This is a genomic window from Anaerostipes sp., from assembly GCF_018381315.1.
In the GTDB taxonomy this organism is placed as follows: domain Bacteria; phylum Bacillota; class Clostridia; order Lachnospirales; family Lachnospiraceae; genus Anaerostipes.
Genome location: NZ_JAGZSD010000002.1, coordinates 206,952 through 231,460 on the forward strand (window position 1 = coordinate 206,952; position 24,509 = coordinate 231,460).

Here is a 24,509-nt window from a genome sequence, read left to right on the forward strand (position 1 = left end):
TCATTTTTTTATAAGGAGTGAGGAAGCGTATGGCAACAGAATATCAGGTTGAAAACAGGACACTGTATGTAAGGCTGGACGGTGAGCTGGATCATCATTTGGCAGAACGGGTCAGGCATAAATGCGATGTGATCCTGAAATCATATCCGATCAAGGACATAGAATTTGACTTTAAAAATACCGGATTCATGGACAGTTCAGGGGTAGGTATGATCCTTGGGAGGTACAAGCAGCTGAAGCCTTTGGGAGGCACAGTAAGCGTAGTAAATGTCAATGACGTAGTGAAACGGATCGTACACATGGCAGGTCTGCACAAGATCATCAATGAACGATAGGCGATAGGGAGGATAAGGAATGATACATTTAGAATTCAACAGCGAATCAGAGAACGAAGGGATCGCAAGGGTGCTGGCTGCAACTTATATGATGAAATTTGATCCGACCATGGAGGAAATGGCAGATGTGAAAACAGCGGTTTCTGAGGCTGTGACCAACTGTATTGTCCACGGGTACGACGATGACCAGGGGAAGATCAGCATGGATATATCAAATGAAGGAAATATACTGAAAATTATTATTGAAGATTTTGGTGTGGGAATTCCGGACGTGAAGCAGGCTATGGAGCCAATGTACACAACAAAACCGGACGAAGAACGGACAGGCATGGGGTTTTCCTTTATGGAGGCGTTCATGGATAAAGTTCAGGTCACTTCTCAATCCGGGAAAGGCACCAAAGTCGTCATGGAAAAGAAAGTGACTGGGAAATAGGCCTTTTATATGGACGAGACTAGAGAGTTATTAAAGCTTACGAAAGAAGGAGATCAGGATGCAAGAGAGAAAATAGTGCTTGACAATATGGGTCTGATCTGGAGCGTGGTAAAGCGTTTTACCGGGAGGGGACATGAGCCCGAGGATCTGTTCCAGATTGGCAGCATCGGGCTTTTAAAAGCTGTGGACAAGTTTGACTTGTCCTATGATGTGAAATTTTCTACTTATGCGGTGCCTATGATCACAGGAGAGATCAAACGGTTTTTAAGGGATGACGGAATGATTAAGGTCAGCCGGTCATTAAAGGAGATCGCATACCAGGTGCGGCAGGCAGGGGAAGCCTTTGCCATGAAGCATAACAGAGAGGCAACCATCGATGAACTGTCCAGAGAGACTAAGATCGCCAGAGATGAGATTGTGGTAGCTTTGGAAGCAAATAAGGATGTGGAATCCATTTATCAGTCGACTTATCAGAGTGATGACAGCCAGGTGCTTCTGGTGGACAAGCTGCCGGGAGAAGAGAATGAGTCAGAGACAGTAATCAATCATGTGATGCTGGAAGAACTCATGGACTCTTTGTCCGGAGATGAGAAAGAGCTGATTACAATGAGGTATTTCCAGGGGAAAACACAGCAGGAGATTGCCAGAAAGCTTTCTATTTCCCAGGTTCAGGTTTCAAGATTGGAGAAGAAGATTTTGCTCCGCATGCGAAAACAAATTCTTGGACATAGTTGAAAAATGTGTTAGTATAATCTAAGAGGGAAATTTCCCTCTTATGATTACAATTCTGTAGGGATCGGTCAAATTACAGGTCATCGGATACATCATCCATTTTCCCGCACTGAAAATTGCAATTTGAATCAAAATAAGTTATAGTATTGTGCTTTTAAACAAAGGAGAATATTCTATGGTATATGAATCTATGTCTTTGCTTGAGCTTCGGCAGACGGCGAAAGAAAAGAATCTCAAAGGTATCAGCAGCCTGAAAAAGCAGGAACTGATTGAATATTTAAAAAATTATGACAGCGGACATAAACAGAGTGAGGCAGAACCTGAAAAGAAGGATGAACCTCCAAAAGAGGCAAAGCAGGAACGGGTGCCCAGGGATATCAAAAGCCTGGACAGCGGAAAAAAAGCCAACGGAATCCTGGAAGTGCTGCCGGACGGATATGGGTTTATCCGCTGTGAAAACTATCTCCCGGGGGAGAATGACATCTATGTATCTCCGACTCAGATCCGCAGGTTTAATTTAAAGTCCGGGGATATTTTATGCGGTGCAATCCGTGTAAAAAGCCAGAACGAGAAATTCGGGGCGCTGCTGTTTGTTGAATCAGTCAATGGATACCACCCTGAGGCAGCAGCCAGGCGGAAGCATTTTGAAGATTTGACGCCGATTTTTCCGAATCAAAGGCTGAGGCTGGAGACAGAGCGGGCAACGATTCCGATGCGTATGGTAGATCTTCTGTCACCGGTAGGAAAAGGGCAGAGGGGGATGATCGTATCGCCTCCAAAGACCGGCAAGACAACACTGCTAAAACAGATGGCCCAGAGCATCAGCCAAAACTATAAAGATATAAAGCTGATCGTACTGCTGATCGATGAGCGCCCGGAAGAGGTAACAGATTTTAAAGAGTCTGTGGAAGGCCAGAATGTGGAAGTTATTTATTCTACATTTGACGAACTCCCGGATCACCATAAGAGAGTATCAGAGATGGTGCTGGAGAGGGCAAAACGCCTTGTAGAACATAAAGAAGATGTGGTGATTCTTTTAGACAGCATCACAAGGCTGGCCAGAGCATATAACCTTACGGTGCCGCCAAGCGGAAGGACTTTGACCGGAGGGCTGGATCCGGCTGCACTGCATATGCCCAAGAGGTTTTTCGGAGCCGCCAGAAATATGCGGGAAGGCGGAAGCCTGACGATCCTTGCCACCGCTTTGGTAGAGACAGGAAGCAAGATGGACGATGTGATATTTGAGGAATTCAAGGGAACCGGAAACATGGAACTTGTGCTGAGCCGCCATCTTTCAGAACGCAGGATTTTCCCGGCAGTGGATATTGCAAAGTCGGGTACAAGGCGGGATGATCTGCTGCTTTCCAAGGATGAACAGTCTGTGGTCAGTGCACTTCATAAAGAATTGTCCGGAAGCCGGTCCGATGAGTTCTTTGAGCAGACACTGAATATGTTCAAGCGGTCAAAAAATAACCGGGAATTTATTGAATTTGCAAAGAAATCTCTGCTGAGAAAATAAGCGAAAAAATATTTGCATTGTGACGGATGCTGTGATATAATGAGAAAGCTGTTTAAGAATAAACAAAAGGAATGTTTAAGATAAACTAAGATCAAAGAGGTGAAGAAACATGCGCGAAGGAATCCATCCAGAATACCATCAGGCAAAGGTAGTTTGCAACTGCGGTAACGAATTTGTAACAGGTTCTACAAAGGAAGATATCCACGTTGAAATCTGTTCTAAGTGTCATTCTTTTTACACTGGACAACAGAAAGCTACTCAAGCCCGCGGACGTATTGACAAGTTCAATCGTAAGTATGGTACTAAGTAGAAAACGGGAAATGATAGGTTGAGGTTGCGAAATCTCAGCCTATTTTGTTGTATAAGAATTTAAAAGGAAGGACGGTCAGAATATGAAAGTAAGGATTGGCGGACAGGCAGTCATGGAAGGTGTCATGATGAAGAACGAGGACCGCTATGCAGTTTCCGTGAGAAGACCGGACGGAGAGATTGAGACGAAGATCGACCGTTATACGAGCATTTCCGATAAATATCCGGTATTAAAACTTCCGATCCTGCGTGGAGTGGTAAACTTTGTGGAGTCTATGGTCGTCGGAATGAAAACCCTGACATACTCAGCAGACTTTATAGAAGAAGAGGAAGAAGAACCGTCCCGTCTGGAACAGTGGCTTACCCGCCATTTTTCCGAAAAGTGGGAGGGAGTCCTCATGGGCTGTATCGTTGCCCTGTCGTTTGCCATTGCCATCGGGCTGTTTATGGTGCTGCCTTATTTCCTGTCCAATATATTTGAACATTGGGGAATGGGCCGCGGGGTGGTTCTGCTGCTGGAGGGACTCATCCGTGTAGGTATATTTTTAGGGTATATTGTCCTCATATCCAGAATGAACGATATCCGCCGGGTATTTATGTATCATGGGGCGGAGCACAAAACCATTAACTGTCTGGAGGCCGGAGAAGACCTGACGCCGGAAAATGTGAAAAAGCATTCCAGGCTGCACAAGAGATGCGGCACCAGCTTTCTGTTTTTCGTCATGATCATCAGCATCATCTTTTTCTTTTTTATCAGGGTTGATACAGTCTGGATGAAGGTGGTGTCAAGGCTGCTTCTGGTTCCGGTAATTGCAGGTGTTTCCTATGAATTCATCCGGCTTGCCGGAAATTCAGATAATCCGGTGATCACGCTGCTCAGCAAACCGGGTCTCTGTCTTCAGCTTTTGACCACGAAGGAGCCGGATGAGAGCATGATCGAGGTGGCGATCAAGTCTGTGGAAGGGGTTTTTGACTGGAAGGCATATTTGGAAAAGGAAAGGAACAAACGTGAATAGGAAGATTTGGGTTGCTTACGGTGCCCAAAAGCTCCGGGAAGCAGGAATTGACAACCCGGACGGAGAGGCATGGTATCTGTTTTCGCACAGTTTTTCGCTGAGCAGAGAGGATTATTTATTTTCTATGACTGCACCGGTGGAAGATGGGGAAGAATTAGAAAGATACAAAGCATTGCTGGACCGCAGGATTACGGAGAGGATCCCTCTTCAGTATCTGACCGGGACCCAGGATTTTATGGGATATACATTCCGGGTTACACCGGATGTACTCATACCAAGACAGGATACAGAGTGTGTCGTAGAGGCAGTGGCTGAGGGTGGGTATCCTCATGAGAGTATCCTCGACGTATGTACAGGCTCCGGCTGTATTGCCGTCAGTCTGTGCCTGATGCTGAAGCCAAAGATCTGCATCGGAACAGATATTGATGAAAAGGCTTTAGAAATTGCAAAAGAGAATGGAAGAAGACTGGCTCCTATGGTAGAATTTATAAAGAGTGACCTTTTTTCCGGAGTAGACGGTTCTTATGACCTGATCATCTCCAATCCCCCTTATATCCCTACAAAAGAGTGTATGGAGCTGATGCCGGAGGTAAAAGATCACGAGCCTATGCTTGCGCTTGACGGCAAAGAGGACGGGCTCTATTTTTACCGTAAAATTGTGAGCGAAGCCCCGCAGTACTTAAACACAGGCGGTACTCTTGTGTTTGAGATCGGTTATGACCAGGGGGCGGCGGTAAAAACAATGATGGAGGAAACTGGTTTTTCCTCTGTGAAGATAAAGAAAGACTTGGCGGGCCTTGACCGGATGGTGATCGGAACGCTGACAGAAGGAGAAGAAGATGTTTGATAAATTAGAAAGTTTAGTAGAACGCCTGGACACCGTGCTCCAGCAGCTCAACGACCCGGATGTGGCCGGAGATCAGAACCGGTTCAGAGATCTGATGAAGGAGCAGAGTGACCTGGCTCCGATCGTAGAAAAGTATAAGGAATATGTACAGGAGAAGCAGAACATCGATGAGAGCCTGGAGCTTTTGGAAGAAGAATCTGACGAAGAGATGAGGGAGCTGGCAAAGGAAGAGCTTTCTGAGTCCAAGGCAAATGTGGAGCGCCTGGAAGAAGAACTTAAGATTCTTTTGATTCCCAAGGACCCAAACGATGACAAGAATATCATTGTGGAGATCCGTGCCGGAGCAGGCGGTGATGAAGCTGCCCTGTTTGCTGCAGATGTGGCACGTATGTACCGGAGCTATGCGGAAGGCCGCAGATGGAAGGTTGAGACACTGAGCTTTAATGAAAGCGGAATCGGAGGCTTTAAGGAGCTTGTATTTATGATCTCGGGACAGGGAGCTTACTCCAGATTCAAATACGAAAGCGGTGTCCACCGTGTGCAGAGAATTCCTGCTACCGAGTCCGGAGGAAGAATCCATACATCCACTATCACTGTTGCCATTATGCCGGAAGTTGAGGACGTGGAAGTTGAAGTTGATTTAAATGACTGTAAGTTTGACGTGTTCCGTGCATCCGGAAACGGAGGACAGTGTGTCAATACGACAGATTCTGCGGTCCGGCTGACTCACCTTCCTACAGGAATCGTTGTATCCTGCCAGGATGAGAAGTCCCAGCTTAAGAATAAGGACAAGGCTTTAAAGGTACTCCGCTCCCGTCTGTATGAGCTGGAACAGCAGAAGGCCCACGACGCAGAAGCAGAAAAGAGAAAAAGCCAGGTAGGAACCGGTGACCGTTCTGAGAAGATCAGAACCTACAACTATCCTCAGGGCCGTGTGACGGATCACAGAATCAAGCTGACCCTTCACAAGCTGGATTCAGTTATGAACGGAGACCTGGATGAGCTGATCGACAGTTTAACTGCTGCGGACCAGGCAGCCAAATTAAGTAATATGGAAGAAGAGTAGATATGAAAGATGGTTTTATTAAAGTTGCTGCGGCCACACCTAAGGTAAAGGTCGCAGATCCTGAATATAACACAAAAGAAATCATAAAGATCATAGGACAGGTAAAAAATCAGGGAACCAGTTTACTGGTCTTTTCTGAACTTGCGGTTTCCGGTTATACGTGCGGAGACCTGTTTCTCCAGGAGCCTTTGCTGGAGGCTTCACAAAAAGGGTTGTTTGAGATCAAAAGAGCCACAGAAGGTCTGGACATGGTCGTTGCTGTGGGTTGTCCTGTGACTGTGGAACACAAGCTTTACAACTGCGGTGTCCTTTTGTTCAACGGACATATTCTGGGTGTTGTGCCTAAAATTCATCTGCCCAACTATAGGGAGTTTTATGAAGCCAGACATTTTGCAAAGGGGAACAGGAAGGTTAAGGATATCGTACTGGATGGAGAGACAGTACCGTTTGGAGCTAATATCCTGCTGGCCTGTGAAAACATTCCGGAGCTGACCATTGCAATGGAGATCTGTGAGGATCTGTGGGTGCCGCTTCCGCCGAGTACGTTTCATGCTTTGGCCGGTGCGACGGTGATCTGCAATCCGTCTGCCAGTGTGGAGACTACGACCAAGGAAGTATACAGGAGCAATTTGGTATCCAACCAGTCCGGAAGGCTTCTCTCCGGCTATGTGTATGCCAATGCAGGGGAAGGGGAATCCACTACCGACGTAGTTTACAGCGCACATCATCTGATCTGCGAAAACGGAACGGTGCTGGCCGAGGCAAAAAGATTTGTTAATGAAATCATTTATGCCGACCTGGATCTAAAACGCCTTGAGGCAGAGCGGAGAAAGATGACTACCTTTTTTGAAGAGGAACCGGAAGATTACAGGAGAGTGCCGTTTATCCTTCCGGTAAAGGAACATCAGCTTTCCAGGACATTTCCGAAAAATCCGTTTGTGCCGTCCAACAGGCAGGAGCGGGAGAAGCGGTGTGACGAGATCTTATCCATTCAGTCCATGGGGCTTAAAAAGCGTCTGGAACACACCAGCTGCAGACATGCCGTAGTGGGGATTTCCGGCGGACTGGACTCCACTCTGGCTGTTTTAGTGACAGTGCGTGCCTTTGATATGCTGGATATCCCGAGGGAAAACATCATCTGTGTGACCATGCCGTGTTTTGGGACAACAGACCGGACTTATCAAAATGCAGTGTCCCTGATCCGTGAGCTGGGAGCTGCTTTCAGGGAAGTGAATATCGAGAAGGCGGTAAGACAGCATTTTCTGGATATTGAGCATGAGGAAAATGTTCATGACGTGACCTATGAGAATTCCCAGGCCAGGGAGAGAACCCAGATCCTTATGGACATTGCCAACAAATATAATGGTATGGTGATCGGAACCGGAGATATGTCAGAGCTTGCCCTTGGCTGGGCTACTTATAACGGAGATCATATGTCTATGTATGCAGTAAACTGTTCTGTGCCGAAGACTTTGGTGCGATATTTAGTGCTGTATTATGCAGAGACTGTGGAAAATAAGGAGCTTTCTAAGGTGCTAATGGATGTGCTGGATACTCCGGTGAGTCCGGAACTGCTTCCTCCGATGGACGGTGTGATCTCACAGAAGACAGAGGATTTGGTGGGGCCGTATGAGCTGCATGATTTCTTCCTGTATTATATGCTGAGATTCGGGTTTCCGAAAGAGAAGCTTTACCGGATGGCAAGGCTGACTTTTGCAGGTGACTATGACGATGAAACCATACAAAAGTGGCTGGATAAGTTTTATTGGCGGTTTTTCAGCCAGCAGTTCAAGCGTTCCTGTCTGCCGGACGGGCCGAAGGTGGGAAGTGTTGCAGTGTCTCCGAGAGGGGATCTGCGAATGCCGAGCGATGCCAGCGTGAATATCTGGCAGAAATCATAGAGAAGAACCGGGCCGTGCAGAGTATCTGTACGGCTCCTTTGCATTCGGGAAACTAATCCGGCATGCAAAGGAGCCAGTATACTTTGATTTTATGATTATGATATAGATAGAGATTTATAGGCTGATTTCCCAACCTCTGACCGCGGACAAAGGCTGGAAAACCGCATAAAATAGGGCCCAAATAGCATTTTTAATATAGGTAACAGAAAAACAGACGGCGGTTGGGAAAAAATCGCGAAAACGTTGATTTTAAGCCAAAAGATGCTTATAATAGAAACAAGGAATGGCGTAAATACGTTGGATAAACAGTAACAAGAGTTGTATTGAAATTATTTCTTACTCCCTCCGATGGAATATCTCTTAGGTGATAAACAGTAACAAGAGTTGTATTGAAATACGGGGATATTAAACGGAAAAAAGGTCAAAGCCAAAGATAAACAGTAACAAGAGTTGTATTGAAATAAAATAGAAGCAGAGCAGGCGGTTTTGGTAGAAAAAAGATAAACAGTAACAAGAGTTGTATTGAAATTTATGAAACCTTTTTGGTATCCTTCCTCAATGAGCGATAAACAGTAACAAGAGTTGTATTTAAACAATCCTTATACTATTTCCGATTTACGGATTAATAGACGAACAATAATTATATAAGAACAAACAAGAAAAAGCAGGATTTACCCTGCTTTTTTTGTGTTTAGAAGAATTTCAGCTCTAAGTGGAGAAGCAAAGAGTTGAAGTTTTAATAACTTTTATTTTCTTGTATTTATACTTGCAAAACAAAAGTTAATATGATAATATACAAGTACAAAGTAAAAGATAATGAAAGTAAACAAAATGGAGGAAGCAAAAATGAAATTAACTGCAGAACAAATAGCAGGTATGGTTGACCACACAAATCTTAAAGCCTTCGCAGATGAGGCAATGTTTGAAAAGTTATGTACAGAAGCCAGGGAATACGGATTTAAGATGGTGGCAATCAATCCCGCACAGACCGAACGGTGCAGACGTCTTTTGGAAGGATGTCCGGTCCATGTAGGTGCAGCAATAGGATTTCCGCTGGGACAGACCACACTGGAGTGCAAAGTGTTTGAGACAAAAGATGCCATTGAAAAAGGTGCGGACGAGATTGATTATGTGATTAATATTGCAGAATTGAAAAACAAGAACTATGACTACATAAGAAAAGAAATGGAACAAATCGTTGCAGAGTGCAGAAATGCAGGAGTCATCAGCAAAGTGATTTTTGAAAACTGCTATTTAACGGATGATGAAAAAGTAAAAGTTGCTGAGATTGCAAAGGAAGTCAAACCGGATTTTATTAAAACCTCTACCGGGTTTGGTACAGGAGGAGCTACTCCGGAGGATGTAAAGCTGATGAAAAATACAGTGGGTGATGAAGTAAAAGTCAAAGCAGCCGGGGGCATCAGAGACTTAAAGACAGCACTCCAGATGATTGAGGCAGGAGCAGAACGGCTGGGAACCAGTGCAGGCGTGGAAATTGTGAAAGAATTAAAAAAACAGGACTAAAGAGGTGGACAACATGAAGAAAGTAAGAGTATGTTTGATCGGCTCCGGCAGAGCGGGAATGATTCATGCAAGAAATATGGCAGGAAGTGTTCCGGGAGCAGAAATCTATGCGGCCTGTGATCCTGACCTGAAGGCAGCCAAAGCGGCAGCAGAGGAACTGGGGATCGGGATCTGTTACCAGGACTATAAAGAAGCGCTGGAGGATGAGCAGATTGACGCGGTGATCATTGCCTGTCCGACCAAATACCACAGAGATATCGCAGTAGCAGCGGCAAATGCGGGCAAACACATTTTCTGTGAAAAGCCTATGGCTATGAACGAAGAAGAATGTGATGAGATGATCAAAGCGGCCGGGAAAAACAACGTAAAGCTTCAGATCGGATTTATGAGACGGTTTGATGACAGCTTCAGAGAAGCAAAAAAGATGATTGAAGAGGGCGAGATCGGAGATGTGGTACTGGTAAAATCCCACACAAGGGGTCCCAGCAAGCCGCGTGAGTGGATGTATGATATTGAAAAAAGCAACGGCCCCCTGGCAGAGGTCTGCAGCCATGACATTGACACAGTGCGGTGGTTTGCAGGAAGTGAGTTAAAAAGTGTATACGCACTGGGAGGGAACTTCAGGAATCAGGAGATTGCAGAACAGTATCCGGATTTTTACGACAATGTGATCGTGAATGCAGAATTTGAAAATGGTGTGCACGCAAGCATTGAAGGTGCCCAATACGTACAGTATGGATATGATGCCAGAGTTGAGATTCTTGGAACAAAAGGTGTTATCTGCATCGGAGATATGCATGAAAAGAAGATCACCAGCGCCAATGAAAGCCACCAGTTAAAGCGGCCTTCCATGCACAGCTGGACCCATCTGTTCAAGGATGCGTATCTTTTGGAAGACAAGAGCTTTATTGAGGCGATTTTAAATGACAGCGAAGTTGAATGCAGCGGCTACGACGGAAAAATGGCAGTGAAGATTGTGAAGGCGGGGAATGAATCTATTGTACAAAAGAAAATTGTAATGTTATAAGGATAGGAGGAAATTATGGGAAATGAAGCGACAGGATTCCGGGCCAGAATCCAAAAGTTCGGAGGTATTTTAAGCGGCATGGTAATGCCGAATATCGGAGCATTTATCACTTGGGGTCTGATCACTGCAATGTTCTTAAAAACAGGGTGGTTTCCAAATGAGAAAATTGCGGTTTTGATCGATCCAATGCTGAAATATCTGCTTCCGACACTGATCGGTTATACAGGAGGAAAGAATTTTTACGGAGACCGCGGCGGTGTCATCGGTGCGGCAGCGACCATGGGTGTCATCGTAGGATCTGATATTCCGATGTTTATGGGAGCTATGATCATGGGACCTTTGGCAGCAGTCTGTATGAAGCAGGTAGACCGCCTGTTTGAGGGAAGAGTCAAACCAGGCTTTGAGATGATCGTCAATAATTTTTCCTGCGGGATACTTGGAATCTTTTTAGTCCTGGCAGCCTTTTTTGCCATCGGACCGTTTGTGCAGGTATTAAACCATGTTATGTCTTCCGGAGTCAATGTTATTATTGACCATGGACTGACACCGTTTGCCAGCATATTTATTGAACCTGCAAAGGTACTGTTCCTTAATAACGCCATTAACCATGGAATTCTTGGACCGCTGGGGATTACGCAGGCAGCAGAGGCAGGGAAATCCATTCTGTTTATCCTGGAGCCGAATCCAGGTCCCGGAGTGGGAGTTCTGCTGGCCTATACATTCTTTGGAACAGGAACAGCTAAAAAGACGGCTCCTGGTGTGGCAATCATTCATGCGTTCGGCGGAATCCATGAACCTTATTTTCCATATATCCTTATGAAGCCGCAGATGATTTTGGCTTCTATCTGCGGAGCAGTATCAGGAAACTTTATTTTCCAGATATTTGGATGCGGTCTGGTAGCTACAGCTTCCCCGGGAAGTTACTTTTCTGTGCTGGCAGTGGCGCCGAAATCTGACTACCTTCCGATCATTGCAGGAATGCTTGTCTCAACAGCCGTGTCATTTGCTGTAGGTGCCTTTATTTTAAGGCTCTGCCATGACTCCGATGAAGAAGCACTTCAAAAAGCAGTGGCAAAAAAAGATGCAATGAAAGCAGAGGGAACCGGCGGCGGAGGTCTTGTAGGGGCACAGGAAACCATTGATTTTACAGGAAAAGTTATTAAAAAGGTATACGTGGCATGTGATGCAGGAATGGGGTCCAGCGCCATGGGAGCCTCCATCCTCAAGGACAAGGCCAAACAGGCCGGGCTGGACATTGAAGTAAAAAATGTGGCGATACCAAATCTCCCGGCAGATGTGGATGTGGTGGTCACCCATGAATCCCTGACAGAACGGGCTATGAGAGAGCGGCCGGAGGCAATACATATTTCTGTTGATAATTTCCTTTCCAGTCCGAAATATGACGAGATCGTATTAAAATTAAAGCAGGCATCCAGCCCGCTTCCGGTTTTAAAAAAGGAAAATATCAAAGTCATCGGGCAGATAAAATCAAAGGAAGATGCAATTCATATGATCGCGCAAATGCTCTTAAAGGACGGTTATGTCACAGAGGGGTATGAAGAGGGCATGCTGTTAAGAGAGAAAGAAAATCCCACCAACCTGGGAAACGGAATTGCCATTCCCCACGGTGTTCTGGAGGCGAAGAAGGAAATCAAATCTTCCGGGATTGCGGCACTGATTGTACCGGACGGAGTTATGTGGAACGATGAGAATGTACGGCTAATTATCGGAATCGCAGGGGCAGATCAGGAACATCTGTCGATCCTTTCCAATGTGGCACTCACATTGAACCAGGAAGATGAAGTACAAAAAATAGTTGATGGCCAGGACGTGGAAGGACTTTATAAAATTCTCACAAAATAGCAATACAAAAGCTGCAGGGCAGAAGTCCCCGCAGCTTTTTCTTTTTGGTATGCTGTGCTATAATTTATCCTGAAGAGATATACTTGAACGAATAGAAAAAGCATGGAGGAATCATATGTTTGCAGAAGAACGGAAAGAAAAGATCATGAAGCTTTTAAGGCAGAATAAAAGGACAAGCATCGGAGAACTCACCGAATTGTTCCAGGTCAGCGGTACAACCATCCGCACCTACCTTACAGAGCTTGAAAAGGCAGGCAAACTGATCCGGACACACGGGGGAGCCATGCTGAATGAGGATGTTCTGGATATGGAAGAATCCATTTCTACAAGAAAAGATAAACGGACAGAGGAGAAGAAAAAGATCGCAGAGACTGCCAGAACCATGATTGATGACGGAGATATGATCCTTCTGGACAGCGGAACGACCACGCTGGAGCTTGCCAGGCTTTTGAAGGATGCCAACAATCTCACTGTAGTGACCAATGATCTTCAGATCGCCCTGGAACTGCAGAAGCACCAGGGAATCTATCTGATCTTTTTGGGAGGTCATGTGAGGAACCATTTTGAATGTACGGTGGGAAATATGGGACTTAAGTTTCTGGAAGATCTGTCTGCGGACAAGGCATTTATGTCTGCCAACGCTCTTTCTATAGCAAAGGGTGCCACTACACCGAATCTGGAGCAGGCTGAGATAAAAAGAGGGATGATGGGAATCGCAGAGCGCAAGTATTTAATCTGCGACAGCTCTAAGATCGGAAAGCGTACCATCTGTTCCTATGCAAAGACAGAGGAGTTCCACAGGCTGATTACCGATGGGGATATACCGGTCCACACGAGAGAAATGCTGGAAAAGCAGGGCATGGAAGTTATCTGCTGTGAAAAATCATAAACAAATTTAAAAATCCCGCAGACAGTGCATGCACCGTCTGTGGGATTCTTGCAAAATCTATTTAATTCAAAAAGAAAAAGATTAAGCTAATTTGGATACGTTCTCAGCCTGTTTTCCGCGAGGTCCTTCTGCGATTTCAAAGCTGACCTGCTGTCCTTCTTCTAAAGTTTTGAATCCATCACCAGAGATTGCTGAGAAGTGTACGAATACGTCGTCTCCGCCTTCCTGTGAAATAAATCCGTAACCTTTTTCTGAGTTAAACCATTTTACTGTACCAGTGTTCATTTGGGTACCTCCATTAAAAATAAAAAATTAACATTACTTTAATTATCAGTGAACTGTAAGATAAAACGAAAAAAGATCACGTTCCAGAGGGATACATAGCAATACAACATCCGCCCGGACGTGATCTATACATTCACTAATAACAGTAATTATCATAACACAACCATTGTTTTTTTACAAATACTTTTTTAAACTATCAATACTTTCTTCGTAGAGTTTTACAAGATCCGCTGACATCGACAAATTATCCTTGGAAGCGTCACAATTTTTGTGGGAACTCTGGATCAGCTGGATCATTCCCATGGTATATCCCTGGATGGACATCTCAGCCAGATGGCTTGTAGATTTATCAGCAATGGCTTTCATTTTGGTCATCCATTCAGCATATTTCTTCTGTATCTCACCGATTTCTTCCGGCTGCTGCATATCTTTTGTCATTGCCTGTTTTACTCTGGAAAAGAAGTCCTGAAACTGCTGTTCCTGCTGTTCTAAGCATCCTTTGAGATCACAGTCTGTGGTGGCCTGGGTAAGCTCCGGCATGGTATTTAACACCATCTGAAGATTTTGGTACATCTCATTTAATAGGTTCTGATTATCCATAATGAATCTCCTTTCAAATACATCTGTTACAGGTAGCATTTACACAAAAGAGAAATATTATGCAAAAAGGATGATGTATGTTAAAATAGGCAGTAATAAAAAATTCAGAAAGAAGGGAAGAAAGCCTTATGGGAAACCGGGAGAGCTTTGAAGCAAATATGAGACGGCGGATGGAAGCTATCCGCCATGTGAGCGATCACAGTATTTTTAATGAACTGAGTGGAAAGATTGTTGATTACGACTATGATAAAAAGAGCCTGACTATGGAGTTCTATGCAGGTGATTTTCATAGAAATGGTTTTAACATTATGTTCGGGGGATCCCTGGTGGGGATGTTTGATATAACGTTCGGGACATTGACAAGCGGGCTGGGAGATTACGACATTGCGCCGACTGTCCAGCTGTCCACCTCTTTTCTGAAAGGAATTCCGATCGGATCAACGGTGACGGTCAAAGCAGAGGCAGTATCCACTGGAAAAACCATCATGAATTTTATGGGGAAAGCCTATGTAGGTACAGAACTGGCAGGCAGTGCCACCGGGATTTTTAAAACTCCGAGACCGTTTCAGTCATATAAATAAACTTTGAGTATTTCTCAGTTGTCAGAAGGAGGCCCTGAAAGGGCCTCCTTCTGAATATATACTGTCCATTTTGGCCAGTCCGAATGCAGACGGAAAAATGGCTAAAATATAAAAATTGTCAGGGTTGGAGTTCTTTATTTACTTTCTGCACTGCATTGATAATGTTTTCATAGCCGGTACAGCGGCAGAGATTTCCGGCCATATGCTTTCGGATTTTTTCACGGGTTAATTCTTTCTCGCCCTGTTCCAGGAGAACTGTAGCTGACATAATAAAACCTGGTGTGCAGAAGCCGCACTGAATGGCTCCTTCTTCGATAAAAGCTTCCTGTATCCGGGTGAGTTCTCCGTTTGGGCCCATGAGGCCTTCCAGAGTACGGATCTGTTTTCCCTGTGCCCAAACAGCCAGATAAATACAGGAGTCAATGGTCTCTCCATCTACAATGACCGTACATGCACCGCACTCTCCTGCCTCACAGCCTTTTTTTACAGAGGTAAGCCCAAGGCGGTTTCTGAGAAGTTCCAGCAGAGATTCCCTGACATCCACATATTCAGCAATTTCTTTTCCGTTGACTGTACAGGTTATAAGTTTTTTTTGCTGTTCCACGTTATTTCACCTCCTGTAGTTCAATGGCTCTTTTTAAAGCACGCCGGGCAATCTCGCCACCGACCTGAAGCCGGAATTCACGGGAAGCACGCCAGGAATCCCGGGGATTGATTTCATTCCGCACAGATTGCTCTATGGTCTGATACAGTTCATCATCCAGAGACATTCCGTTCAGTCTCTGCTGTGTTTTTTCGCAGCAGAAAGGAACAGGAGCTGCCACGCCGAAGGCAATTTTTACATCCTCAAGGATCTGACGGCGGAGATCAGCCCTGCACATCACACAGCAGCTGACTGCAGCGATATCCATGGCATTTCTCATGGCATATTTGATATAGTGGCCGGTATATCCATTGTAATCTTCCTTACTGATCAGAATATGGGTCAGCAGTTCACCGGGTTTTAGCGCCACCCGGCCCGGACCAAGATAAAAATCCTTGATTGGAAGGATTCGATCCCCGTCTTTACTGACAATCCTTAAGCGGGCATTCAGACAAAAACAGGCAGGAGCACTGTCGGCGCTGACTGCGCCATTGCAGAGATTTCCGCCGATGGTGCCTATGTTGCGGATCTGCGGGCCTCCGACCTGATCCACGGCCTCTCCAAGCAGGGGAATATATTCTCTGATGACTTTGTTTTCTGTCAGCCGGCGGAAGGAAGTGGAAGCACCGATGGAGATGGTTCTGTCTTCCTTAAGTGTAACGCCATTCAGGCCGCGGATATTTCTGAGGCTTACCAGACTGCACCCGGCAAGCTTTCCTTCCCGTATACGGATCAGCACATCACTGCCCCCGCAGACAGGAACTGCATCCGGATGTTCCCTTAAAAGGCTTACAGCCTCTGATATAGAATCTGGTTCATAATAATTGGCGATATCATACATATGTAATTCCTCCTTATACCAGACCGGCATTTCTTAATGCCTGAAATACCCTCTGGGGAGAGAGGGGAATTTCGTTGACAGCTATCCCTGTGGCGTGAAGAAATGCATTTCGGATGGCCGGTGCAGGGGGAATAGCCGGAGGTTCCCCGAGAGCCTTATTTCCAAATGGACCGGTGGGGTCTTCAAGCTCTACAAAATCCAAATGAAGGTCAGGGGCATCCATAGCGGTGGGAAGCTTGTAATCCAGCAAAGTTCCGTTTAATACCCGCCCGGTTTTCTCATCCAGCAGCATCTGTTCACTCAGTCCATATCCGATGCCCATGGACATACCTCCGTGGACCTGCATGGAAGCAAGCTGGGGGTTGATGATTTTGCCGCTGTCATGGACATTGATAATATCAAGGACTTTGATCTTTGCCAGCTTTAAGTCTGCCTCAATTTCTGCGAAACAGGCCCCGAAGGCAATGGTATTCTTTTTAATTTGCCGGGAAATATCGGCAGTTACAGCAGAAGAGCAGGAACGGCTGTAATAGCTGTTAAGGGCCAGTTCCTCCAGAGACAGTATGGATTCCCCGCCGCACCAGATCTGCTTGTCAAACAGGGAAAGCTCCCGGCCCTTATATTCTTCGGAAACCAAAGTTCCGGCATAAGCAAGGATCTTTTCTTTCAAAAGTTCGGCACACTCCCTGACAGCTGTTCCGCTGATGTAGGTCTGCCTGGAAGCATAGGCGCCTGTATCAAACGGAGTGATGTCCGTATCCTGGACAGATTGAATGTGTACGTCTTCCGGAGAAAGGCCAAGGACCTCTGCAGCCATCTGTGTAAAAACCGTGTCTGAACCCTGTCCGATCTCGGCTGCACCGGTCTGGAGCTGGACACTGCCATCCTGATTGAGGACAAGTCTGGCGCCGGATATTTCCAGAGAAATGGGCCATACACCTGTTTTATAGCTGAACAGTGCCATTCCTACGCCGCGCCGGATATCTCCTGTCTGGTTTTTATATAAGTCCCTTTTTTCTTCCCAATGTATATAATCAGCGCCCCGCCTCATACATTCTTTCACCCCGTTGGTATTTGCTGCAATAGGAGTTAAAACGGGATCTTCAAAATATCCGTCATATAAATTCAGTTCACGGAATTTGAGCGGGTCCATGGAAAGTCTGCGGGCAAGATCATCCATCAGGCACTCAGACACAAAACAAAACTGCGGGATGCCATAGCCGCGCATAGCTCCGCCTACCGGCGTGTTGGTATATACAGTATATGCGTCTGCACGGATATTTTTAACGTTATACATATGGCGCCAGGCGGTAGCGCCGTTGGCTGCAATCGCATGGCCGTGGGAAGCATAGGCTCCCTGATTGGAATAGGCCTTCATATCTTTGGCAAGAATCTTTCCCTCTTTGGAAACACCTGCCGTTACATCATATTCAATGGAATGGCGGGTTCTTGTATTGGCAAAGGTCTCCTCCCTGGAAAGCTCCAGCTTGACCGGACGGCCGCCTACAACTGTGGTCAGGAACGCATTGAGAGGTTCATATAATACGTCCTGCTTATTGCCGAACCCTCCGCCGATGTATGGTTTGATGACACGGACCCTGCCCCAGGGGATACCAAGAGCCTGGCCGATAACCCTTTTTACGATATGAGGTATCTGGGTGGAACTGATTACAACGATTCTGCCTTTTTCCATATATGCGCAGGAAATCGGGGGTTCAATATGGCAGTGCTGGACCATTGGTGTACGAAAGGATTCTTTCAGAATGATATCTGATGAGGAGAGAGCATCGTCTACATGGCCGGTCTCATATCCGCTTTTTGCTAAAATATTGTCCGGCTTTTCCTCATGCACCGGAGGAAAACTGCCTTTCATTGCTTCCCGGGGATGCAGAACCGGCGGATATTCCTTATATTCTGCCTTGATCAGTTTCAGGGCTTTGGAAGCCGTGACTTCATCCTCTGCCACTACGGCGGCAATATCATCGCCGTAATATCGGACTCTTCCGGTCAGCAGATGACGATCTGCAACATCCTGATGGGACGGCTCCACAGACCAGGGGTGTCCGGGTGTAGGATATGTATGCTTTGGCACATCATGGAAAGTGACAACCTTTACAACACCGGCCAGAGCTTCGGCTTCGGAAGTGTCAATGGAGGTGACGATGCCGTTGGCAATGGGAGCGTGCAGCACCTTGGCGAAAAGACAGCGGTTTGGAATCAGATCGTCAGTAAATTTGGCCCTTCCGGAAACCTTTTCATAAGCATCAACTCTTTTTATACTTTGACCAACTGTTTTCATAGGCAATCTCCTTTTGAATATCATCAACCTGAGCACACTCTACAGCTATTCTATGTCCGCACACAGCCTTTATAGTTATAAAAAATTGTATCAGTTCTTGTACAATGTGTCAACGAAGCGCAGCAGGCTGATGATCCTGTGATGCCGGACATTTTATTTGTGAAATATATATACAGTGATGGTTTCAGCATAGAAGACTTTGTTTTTTACTGTCCCCTGAAGATGTACAGTGCGTCCTTTTTTTATGTCCCGTATACTTCCTTTTCTGTTTTTCGTTCTTGTTCCCTGGTCGTAAGCGTCACAGACAGTGACCTTTGTATTTGTTTTATATTTTACCTTGATCTGGATATCAGTGCTTTCAGAAATGTCACCGCCGCTTTTTTTGTCCTTGTAGCTATTGATTTTGGAAATGGAGAAACTTCCCGATCCAATATCTGTGATGCTTCCTTCCAGCTTTTTCTTTTGTGAAGATGATTCATTTGTCTTTATGTTTTTGCTGTTTCCGGGAGGATCAGACAGGACGATGATCTCTGCGGTCTTATCCTTTTTTGAAAACCAGGCTGACACTTTCGTATATTTTTTGACGGATTTAAGCTGGGACAGACTGCAGCGCTTGTAGATTGTATTAATCTGGTAAAGGCTGGTTTTGTCATTTTCATAACTTAAATAGAAGACTTTTGTGTCTGGACCGGCAGTTATAACGGAAGGTTCGCCGAAAGCTTCATCTATATCACTGGTGCAGCGGATTGTCTTGGGATTTCCGGAAGTAACAAAGCCGTTATAGTCCGGTTTCCTTTTTGGAATATCTTCTCCGCCTATAGTTTCTGTTTTATAGCGCACGAGGCCCAGCCTGTTTCCAAATTCCAGATAGGCAATGGAACCGGCAGCGGCAAATGAAATACATCCAAGGATCAGACTGATGATGTAAATCCGGTGCTGGTTCTTTCTGCACAAAACAGTGAGAAATTGAAAGCACAGGATTCCGGTACCTGCTCCCAGAACATTCAGCAGCAGGTCATCAATATCTGCTGATCCAAGGTAAAATACATACTGGCTTGTTTCAAAGAAAAGACTCAAAAGAGCTGACGAAAGTATAATTTTCAATTTGGAGCCTTTAGGACCTTTCAGTAGGCAAAGAAGATAGCCAAAGGGAAGAAAAACCAGGCTGTTCCCCAAAAGATTTGAAAAGCTCCATAAAAAATTCCCCCGGCCTGCGATGCGGAAAAAGCTTACAAAGGTCTGAAAAGGAATCAGATTCAGAGAGCGGAATCCCTTTTTCTGTCCGGTCAGAAACATTGGAAGAGAAGAGAGGTCTGTGTCTTTTAAAAGTACAATTTTTATTAAGATGAGCAGATAGAAAATAAAGACTGCCCAGAAAAAACGTTGAAAATATTTGTTGGATGTTTCTTTGTTCATAGTGATCTCCTTTTCAATGTGGGGAGATCAGGCAGAAAAGGATCATTCAGCCCGGCTTATCTCAAGATGCTGGATGAATTTTCCATTGTTTGTATAGGAGTTTAAAATGATATTCGGGTACTTGTCCAGTATTTTATGAACGATCATCAGGCCGTTGCCCCGTCCCAGCCCTTTGTCTGAGAGACCAGGCACCACATCCTTTTCTTCCCGGATGGAGTTGGAGATGACAGTTTCATAAATGTCTCTGGTTGAGACAAACCGGATGTCGATTCGTTTTTCTGCAGTAAAGGCAGCTTCTTCCATGGCATTGTCCAGAAAGATTCCCAGAATGCGGACAAAGTCCAGAAAATCTATGTTATCTGTAATCAGACTTTCCTTGAACGTGCCGTCAAAAGACAGATGGATATCCAGGTGTTCACGGAAGCCGGAAGAAATCTTATAATATAGAAAAGCTCTCAGCTGCTCATCATCTGCCTGCTGCAGCTGGGCATATAAATCATTTTTCTTTAATTCACTCTGGAAATAAGGGTTGACTGTCTGTTGAAAATATTCTTTCAGAGGTTCATCGTGACTGTTCTCGATCAGATGGCTCAGGGTAAATAAAATATTTTTCATATCGTGTTTGAGATTCCGTATCTCTGTCAGATTTTTTTCCAGGTCATTGCTGTAAAGAAGCAGATTTTCTTCGTTCCGCCGCTTTGCGTCAATGGTAAAGCGGTATTTGGAAAACATCAGCAGGGTTATCAGAATAATGATCTGAATCAGCATAACAAAAACTGTTATAATATTGATACTTTTTGTGAGCTGGCTGTAAAATTCTAAATAATTATTCGTATAAAATTTTATCATGAGGACAGAGAGCTGATATTGAAAGACCAGTCCCCATGCAAATAATAGAATGGTGCAGATGATAAAATTGCGGGCAATCTTTGGATAAGATTTTTCCAGCAATGAGATTTTTAAAAGAAACCGGCCGAACAGCCTGCGGATCAAAAAAACAAAAAGAGCATCCAGCAGGATCACAGCAGCGGATAAAAGCGCAAAGATTCCTATTTTAATTAAATATTCCGCCTGCTGCCCATTGGCATAGCTGAAATAAATGTCCATAAACGAATCGTAAATCATCCGCAGGAACAGCCTGTTGACCACATATAGAATAAAAGTGATCCACGAAAAAAACACTTGGCCGTTTTGAAGCTCTTTCCTGTAATAGCTGATGCCAAAGATCAGAAAGAATATAAAGAAATCTGAAATTGTTTCTATAAAAAAGGGCTTTGACACTGCCAGCAGGATGGCAGAAAACAGCAGCAAATAATCCGGAAGCCGGAAACGCAGCAGATTTAAAATGGCAATGGACAGGACTGATACTAAGCTGATTACAAAATACTGCATAAAAGTGGTGCCTGTCATATTTTTAATCCGCCAAAACAGAAGGTACCAGATCAGTCCGAGGACAAAAGGATACAGGATCAATACGAACTTCCTAGCCGTGGTTTCCATAGATAACTCCTTTTATTTCGTTTCTCTGCCGGAATGAGCAGGGAGCTGTGTCTCCGTTAATAAACTTAATCATTCCGTCGGAAAGGCCGATCATGTGACACTTTTGGACGATCACCGAGCGGTGGCTTTTTATGAATCCATCACCTAAAGATTCCAATGCATGGTCTATGGTTTCCCGGACAGTAATAGAAGAGCCGTTTACTGTGTGATAGCAGATACAGTGAGATTTTGTTTTGACTGCTTCCACATAGAGGATATCGGCTGTGGGAAGAGAAAGCTCTTCATCGGTACCGATCTTCAAAGTTACTGTATCAGTATCCGTCTCAGGGTGGCTGGACGGAAGACTTTTTTGTGCAAGATAGATATACTGGTAGCAGCACTGGTTCATTTTGTTAATGTCCGTGGTTTTCTCAATGAAGCCAAAAGGCTCGACCCCGGATTTCAGAACATTCAGTGCCAGTTCATAGTGGTTTGTGACAAATACGATCTTTGATCCTGGAGAATTCTTTTTGATTTGTTTTGCAATATCAATTCCATTAAATTCATTGCTTCCAAAATCCAGATCTAAAAAGAAAAGATAGTCGCCTGGATTCTTCTTTAAATAGAGAAACAATTCCTGATAGCCGGAGGCAACACATGCCACACGGCCTTCAGAGACCGACTCTGATAAAATATGTTCTACCTGCTCTTTGATAATCTTCAAGATAAAAGGATCATCGTCACAGAGAATGATTTCTAACATAAAACTCCTTTCTGTCTGCCTGATCTTCGTTGGCTCCTATACAGGAACCACTATAAAAGATGAACCCCGCCCTGTCATAAAAATAACCTATAATTAAGGAAATGCAACGCGAAGTAATCCGTGTTTGCTACGTTCAGGACAAAAAAACTGCGGCCGGGGAATATGACAAATTAAGACTGCCGTTGATATACCGATTATATCACAAGTGAAAAGTATACCCAAAAGGACATTCCACAGTAAGGTATAAAATGATTTATTTGTGTGGAATTTTATGGAAATTTAATAATTAAAATCAGCTCAACATCATAGACTTTGCATGTATTCTATGCTAATATATTGCTATGTTAACAAGTGAGGTGATGCAGTGAGTAATTTCGAGAACACGATGTTAAAAATGATGTCTGAATTGACTGTCAATATGGCAAGTATGAGTACGGATATAAGTACTTTGAAAAAAGATTTTACATCAGTGAGAGAAGAAGTCACATCAGTAAGAGAACAAGTCGAATCAGTGAGTGAAGAGGTCACATCAGTAAGAGAACAAGTCACATCAGTAAGTGAAGAAGTCGAAACAGTAAGAGAACAAGTCACATCAGTGAGTGAAGAAGTCGAAACAGTAAGAGAACAAGTCACATTAGTAAGTGAAGAAGTCGAAACAGTAAGTGAAGAAGTCACATCAGTAAGAGAACAAGTCACATCAGTAAGTGAAGAAGTCACATCAGTGAGTGAAGAAGTCATATCAGTAAGAGAACAAGTCGAATCAGTGAGTGAAGAAGTTACATCAGTGAGTAAAGAAGTTTCGACTATAAAGAAGGATGTTGTTTTCCTAAAGGCAGATTTAAAGACAGTAAAAGACAGCATTACAAACTTAGAGATTACACAGCAAAATGAAATACTGCCGCGTTTAAAAGAGATCGAGTCCTGTTACTTAGATACCTACAAACGTTATCAAGACGGCAGCGATGATATTGAATCTCTTAAAGTGGATGTAACGATGATTAAAAAATTTTTGGCACAGGCAAATTAAATTATAACAGTATATATAAAACCCGTGTAATGTTGATTTTAACAGGCTCACACGGGTTGTTTTTATCTTGTGCAATTGGAAGGAAAGGAAGTAAGGACCATGACAAAAATAGATATTGTATCAGGTTTTTTAGGAGCAGGAAAAACAACGCTGATCAAAAAGCTTTTAAAAGAGGCTTTGGGGCAGGAAAAGGTCGTTCTGATTGAAAATGAATTTGGAGAGATCGGCATTGACGGAGGATTTTTAAAAGAGGCGGGAATCCAGGTGACGGAAATGAATTCCGGGTGTATCTGCTGTTCTCTGGTAGGCGACTTCGGCACTGCACTGAATGAAGTCGTATCAAAATATGCCCCGGACCGCATCATTATTGAGCCTTCCGGCGTTGGAAAACTGTCTGATGTGATCAAGGCGGTGCAGAAGGAGGCAGAGAACTGCAGTCTTTCACTGAATAGTTTTGTCACCGTGGCAGATGCGAAAAAATGTAAGATGTATATGAAGAATTTTGGGGAGTTTTATAATAACCAGATCGAATATGCAGGTACTGTCATTTTAAGCAGAACAGGGAATATGCAGGAGGACAAGCTTCAAAAGGCAGCAGAGCTCATCAGGGAGCATAATCAGACAGCGGCAGTCATTACCACACCATGGGAAGAACTTGAGGGTAAAAAAATTCTGGCTGTAATGGAAGAAGGGAATCAGCTGTCCAAAGAACTTTTTGAAGAGGAGGAAATTTGTCCGGAGTGCGGACATCATCATGACCATGAGCACGGGCATCATCACAGTCATGACCATGAGCATGGAGATCACCATCATCACCATGCAGATGAAATATTTACAAGCTGGGGAATAGAAACACCGCAGAAGTTCAAAGAAGAAACATTAAAGAGGATTCTAAAAGAATTATCGGAGACGGATGCGTTTGGAACCATTCTGAGGGCAAAGGGAATCGTAGAAGGTGAAGATAAGTCATGGATGCATTTTGACCTGGTGCCCGGAGAATATGAAATCCGCCGCGGAGATGCAGATTACACCGGCAGGATCTGTGTTATAGGTGCAGATCTTGACACATTAAAGATTCAAGAACTTTTCGGGCTGAAGCAGGGAGGTGCATAAT

24 protein-coding genes are annotated in these 24,509 nt (G+C 44.5%); 16 read left to right on the plus strand and 8 right to left on the minus strand.

Annotated elements, in window-relative coordinates; genetic code table 11:
• Positions 1-29: 29 nt before the first annotated feature.
• From spoIIAA to KH180_RS02305, 13 genes are all read left to right on the plus strand, one after another.
• Positions 30-335: an anti-sigma F factor antagonist gene (gene spoIIAA / locus KH180_RS02245; RefSeq protein ID WP_137329516.1), complete on the plus strand. Its 306-nt coding sequence runs from the start codon at positions 30-32 to the stop codon at positions 333-335.
• Between the two features lie 19 nt (positions 336-354).
• Complete coding sequence (gene spoIIAB, locus KH180_RS02250; protein WP_290755947.1) at positions 355-768, plus strand: anti-sigma F factor; 414 nt, start codon at positions 355-357, stop codon at positions 766-768.
• Between the two features lie 9 nt (positions 769-777).
• Positions 778-1,503: a SigB/SigF/SigG family RNA polymerase sigma factor gene (locus KH180_RS02255; RefSeq protein WP_290755949.1), complete on the plus strand. Its 726-nt coding sequence runs from the start codon at positions 778-780 to the stop codon at positions 1,501-1,503.
• Between the two features lie 172 nt (positions 1,504-1,675).
• On the plus strand, positions 1,676-3,019 hold the full coding sequence (gene rho / locus KH180_RS02260) for a transcription termination factor Rho (protein ID WP_290755951.1): 1,344 nt from the start codon (positions 1,676-1,678) through the stop codon (positions 3,017-3,019).
• 109 nt (positions 3,020-3,128) lie between these two features.
• Entirely contained in the window at positions 3,129-3,329 is a 201-nt protein-coding gene (gene rpmE, locus KH180_RS02265) for a 50S ribosomal protein L31 (RefSeq protein ID WP_009290709.1), read from the plus strand.
• 82 nt (positions 3,330-3,411) lie between these two features.
• The gene (locus KH180_RS02270) at positions 3,412-4,344 is read left to right on the plus strand and encodes a DUF1385 domain-containing protein (protein WP_290755956.1); all 933 of its coding nucleotides are present in this window, start codon (positions 3,412-3,414) and stop codon (positions 4,342-4,344) included.
• On the plus strand, positions 4,337-5,191 hold the full coding sequence (gene prmC / locus KH180_RS02275) for a peptide chain release factor N(5)-glutamine methyltransferase (protein WP_290755958.1): 855 nt from the start codon (positions 4,337-4,339) through the stop codon (positions 5,189-5,191). The genes KH180_RS02270 and prmC overlap by 8 nt, the downstream gene beginning before the upstream one ends.
• The gene (gene prfA / locus KH180_RS02280; protein ID WP_290755960.1) at positions 5,184-6,257 is read left to right on the plus strand and encodes a peptide chain release factor 1; all 1,074 of its coding nucleotides are present in this window, start codon (positions 5,184-5,186) and stop codon (positions 6,255-6,257) included. The genes prmC and prfA overlap by 8 nt, the downstream gene beginning before the upstream one ends.
• 2 nt (positions 6,258-6,259) lie before the next feature.
• Positions 6,260-8,158, plus strand: coding sequence for an NAD(+) synthase (locus tag KH180_RS02285; protein WP_290755962.1), 1,899 nt, complete (start codon positions 6,260-6,262; stop codon positions 8,156-8,158).
• A gap of 831 nt (positions 8,159-8,989) precedes the next feature.
• Complete coding sequence (deoC, locus tag KH180_RS02290; RefSeq protein ID WP_290756041.1) at positions 8,990-9,682, plus strand: deoxyribose-phosphate aldolase; 693 nt, start codon at positions 8,990-8,992, stop codon at positions 9,680-9,682.
• A 13-nt stretch (positions 9,683-9,695) separates the two neighbouring features.
• Positions 9,696-10,709 (plus strand): Gfo/Idh/MocA family oxidoreductase, encoded by a 1,014-nt coding sequence (locus tag KH180_RS02295; RefSeq protein WP_290755964.1) that lies wholly within the window; start codon positions 9,696-9,698, stop codon positions 10,707-10,709.
• Between the two features lie 15 nt (positions 10,710-10,724).
• The gene (locus KH180_RS02300) at positions 10,725-12,572 is read left to right on the plus strand and encodes a PTS mannitol transporter subunit IICBA (protein ID WP_290755966.1); all 1,848 of its coding nucleotides are present in this window, start codon (positions 10,725-10,727) and stop codon (positions 12,570-12,572) included.
• Between the two features lie 115 nt (positions 12,573-12,687).
• Complete coding sequence (locus KH180_RS02305; protein WP_290755968.1) at positions 12,688-13,461, plus strand: DeoR/GlpR family DNA-binding transcription regulator; 774 nt, start codon at positions 12,688-12,690, stop codon at positions 13,459-13,461.
• 81 nt (positions 13,462-13,542) lie between these two features.
• Here the strand turns inward: KH180_RS02305 and KH180_RS02310 are convergent, their stop codons facing one another.
• Positions 13,543-13,746, minus strand: coding sequence for a cold-shock protein (locus KH180_RS02310; protein WP_006565614.1), 204 nt, complete (start codon positions 13,744-13,746; stop codon positions 13,543-13,545).
• Between the two features lie 174 nt (positions 13,747-13,920).
• Positions 13,921-14,346: an RNA helicase gene (locus tag KH180_RS02315; RefSeq protein ID WP_290755973.1), complete on the minus strand. Its 426-nt coding sequence runs from the start codon at positions 14,344-14,346 to the stop codon at positions 13,921-13,923.
• A 128-nt stretch (positions 14,347-14,474) separates the two neighbouring features.
• Here KH180_RS02315 and KH180_RS02320 point away from each other — a divergent pair, with 128 nt between their 5' ends.
• Positions 14,475-14,927 (plus strand): PaaI family thioesterase, encoded by a 453-nt coding sequence (locus KH180_RS02320; protein WP_290755975.1) that lies wholly within the window; start codon positions 14,475-14,477, stop codon positions 14,925-14,927.
• A 118-nt stretch (positions 14,928-15,045) separates the two neighbouring features.
• Here KH180_RS02320 and xdhC read toward each other — a convergent pair whose 3' ends face one another.
• The 6 genes from xdhC to KH180_RS02350 form a co-directional block, all read right to left on the minus strand.
• A complete protein-coding gene (xdhC, locus tag KH180_RS02325) occupies positions 15,046-15,531 on the minus strand; it encodes a xanthine dehydrogenase subunit XdhC (RefSeq protein ID WP_290755977.1) in 486 nt (161 codons plus the stop codon).
• A 1-nt stretch (position 15,532) separates the two neighbouring features.
• A complete protein-coding gene (gene xdhB, locus KH180_RS02330; RefSeq protein ID WP_290755979.1) occupies positions 15,533-16,411 on the minus strand; it encodes a xanthine dehydrogenase subunit XdhB in 879 nt (292 codons plus the stop codon).
• Between the two features lie 13 nt (positions 16,412-16,424).
• Complete coding sequence (xdhA, locus tag KH180_RS02335; RefSeq protein ID WP_290755981.1) at positions 16,425-18,710, minus strand: xanthine dehydrogenase subunit XdhA; 2,286 nt, start codon at positions 18,708-18,710, stop codon at positions 16,425-16,427.
• Positions 18,711-18,863: 153 nt separating this feature from the next.
• Positions 18,864-20,126 carry a VanZ family protein gene (locus KH180_RS02340; RefSeq protein ID WP_290755983.1) on the minus strand — a complete coding sequence of 421 codons (1,263 nt, stop codon included), beginning with the start codon at positions 20,124-20,126 and terminating at the stop codon, positions 18,864-18,866.
• Positions 20,127-20,168: 42 nt separating this feature from the next.
• A complete protein-coding gene (locus KH180_RS02345) occupies positions 20,169-21,626 on the minus strand; it encodes a GHKL domain-containing protein (RefSeq protein WP_290755985.1) in 1,458 nt (485 codons plus the stop codon).
• Positions 21,610-22,368, minus strand: a complete 759-nt coding sequence (locus KH180_RS02350) for a LytR/AlgR family response regulator transcription factor (protein ID WP_290755987.1) — start codon at positions 22,366-22,368, stop codon at positions 21,610-21,612. Before KH180_RS02350 ends, KH180_RS02345 begins: the two co-directional genes overlap by 17 nt.
• A gap of 385 nt (positions 22,369-22,753) precedes the next feature.
• Between KH180_RS02350 and KH180_RS02355 the strand changes: the two genes are divergently transcribed.
• Both KH180_RS02355 and KH180_RS02360 read left to right on the plus strand, forming a co-directional pair.
• Complete coding sequence (locus tag KH180_RS02355) at positions 22,754-23,395, plus strand: hypothetical protein (RefSeq protein WP_290755989.1); 642 nt, start codon at positions 22,754-22,756, stop codon at positions 23,393-23,395.
• 99 nt (positions 23,396-23,494) lie between these two features.
• Positions 23,495-24,508 (plus strand): CobW family GTP-binding protein, encoded by a 1,014-nt coding sequence (locus KH180_RS02360; RefSeq protein ID WP_290755992.1) that lies wholly within the window; start codon positions 23,495-23,497, stop codon positions 24,506-24,508.
• Position 24,509: the final 1 nt, after the last annotated feature.

Excerpts from the sequence above, each read along its gene's own strand:
- prfA (WP_290755960.1), top strand. The coding sequence starts at position 5,184 with ATGTTTGATAAATTAGAAAGTTTAGTAGAACGCCTGGACACCGTGCTC.
- KH180_RS02305 (WP_290755968.1), top strand. The coding sequence starts at position 12,688 with ATGTTTGCAGAAGAACGGAAAGAAAAGATCATGAAGCTTTTAAGGCAG.
- deoC (WP_290756041.1), top strand. The coding sequence starts at position 8,990 with ATGGAGGAAGCAAAAATGAAATTAACTGCAGAACAAATAGCAGGTATG.
- KH180_RS02270 (WP_290755956.1), top strand. The coding sequence starts at position 3,412 with ATGAAAGTAAGGATTGGCGGACAGGCAGTCATGGAAGGTGTCATGATG.
- KH180_RS02340 (WP_290755983.1), bottom strand. The coding sequence starts at position 20,126 with ATGAACAAAGAAACATCCAACAAATATTTTCAACGTTTTTTCTGGGCA.
- KH180_RS02300 (WP_290755966.1), top strand. The coding sequence starts at position 10,725 with ATGGGAAATGAAGCGACAGGATTCCGGGCCAGAATCCAAAAGTTCGGA.
- KH180_RS02320 (WP_290755975.1), top strand. The coding sequence starts at position 14,475 with ATGGGAAACCGGGAGAGCTTTGAAGCAAATATGAGACGGCGGATGGAA.
- KH180_RS02285 (WP_290755962.1), top strand. The coding sequence starts at position 6,260 with ATGAAAGATGGTTTTATTAAAGTTGCTGCGGCCACACCTAAGGTAAAG.
- xdhA (WP_290755981.1), bottom strand. The coding sequence starts at position 18,710 with ATGAAAACAGTTGGTCAAAGTATAAAAAGAGTTGATGCTTATGAAAAG.
- KH180_RS02350 (WP_290755987.1), bottom strand. The coding sequence starts at position 22,368 with ATGTTAGAAATCATTCTCTGTGACGATGATCCTTTTATCTTGAAGATT.
- spoIIAA (WP_137329516.1), top strand. The coding sequence starts at position 30 with ATGGCAACAGAATATCAGGTTGAAAACAGGACACTGTATGTAAGGCTG.
- KH180_RS02345 (WP_290755985.1), bottom strand. The coding sequence starts at position 21,626 with ATGGAAACCACGGCTAGGAAGTTCGTATTGATCCTGTATCCTTTTGTC.
- KH180_RS02295 (WP_290755964.1), top strand. The coding sequence starts at position 9,696 with ATGAAGAAAGTAAGAGTATGTTTGATCGGCTCCGGCAGAGCGGGAATG.
- KH180_RS02255 (WP_290755949.1), top strand. The coding sequence starts at position 778 with ATGGACGAGACTAGAGAGTTATTAAAGCTTACGAAAGAAGGAGATCAG.
- KH180_RS02310 (WP_006565614.1), bottom strand. The coding sequence starts at position 13,746 with ATGAACACTGGTACAGTAAAATGGTTTAACTCAGAAAAAGGTTACGGA.
- rho (WP_290755951.1), top strand. The coding sequence starts at position 1,676 with ATGGTATATGAATCTATGTCTTTGCTTGAGCTTCGGCAGACGGCGAAA.
- spoIIAB (WP_290755947.1), top strand. The coding sequence starts at position 355 with ATGATACATTTAGAATTCAACAGCGAATCAGAGAACGAAGGGATCGCA.
- rpmE (WP_009290709.1), top strand. The coding sequence starts at position 3,129 with ATGCGCGAAGGAATCCATCCAGAATACCATCAGGCAAAGGTAGTTTGC.
- KH180_RS02360 (WP_290755992.1), top strand. The coding sequence starts at position 23,495 with ATGACAAAAATAGATATTGTATCAGGTTTTTTAGGAGCAGGAAAAACA.
- KH180_RS02315 (WP_290755973.1), bottom strand. The coding sequence starts at position 14,346 with ATGGATAATCAGAACCTATTAAATGAGATGTACCAAAATCTTCAGATG.
- KH180_RS02355 (WP_290755989.1), top strand. The coding sequence starts at position 22,754 with ATGTTAAAAATGATGTCTGAATTGACTGTCAATATGGCAAGTATGAGT.
- xdhB (WP_290755979.1), bottom strand. The coding sequence starts at position 16,411 with ATGTATGATATCGCCAATTATTATGAACCAGATTCTATATCAGAGGCT.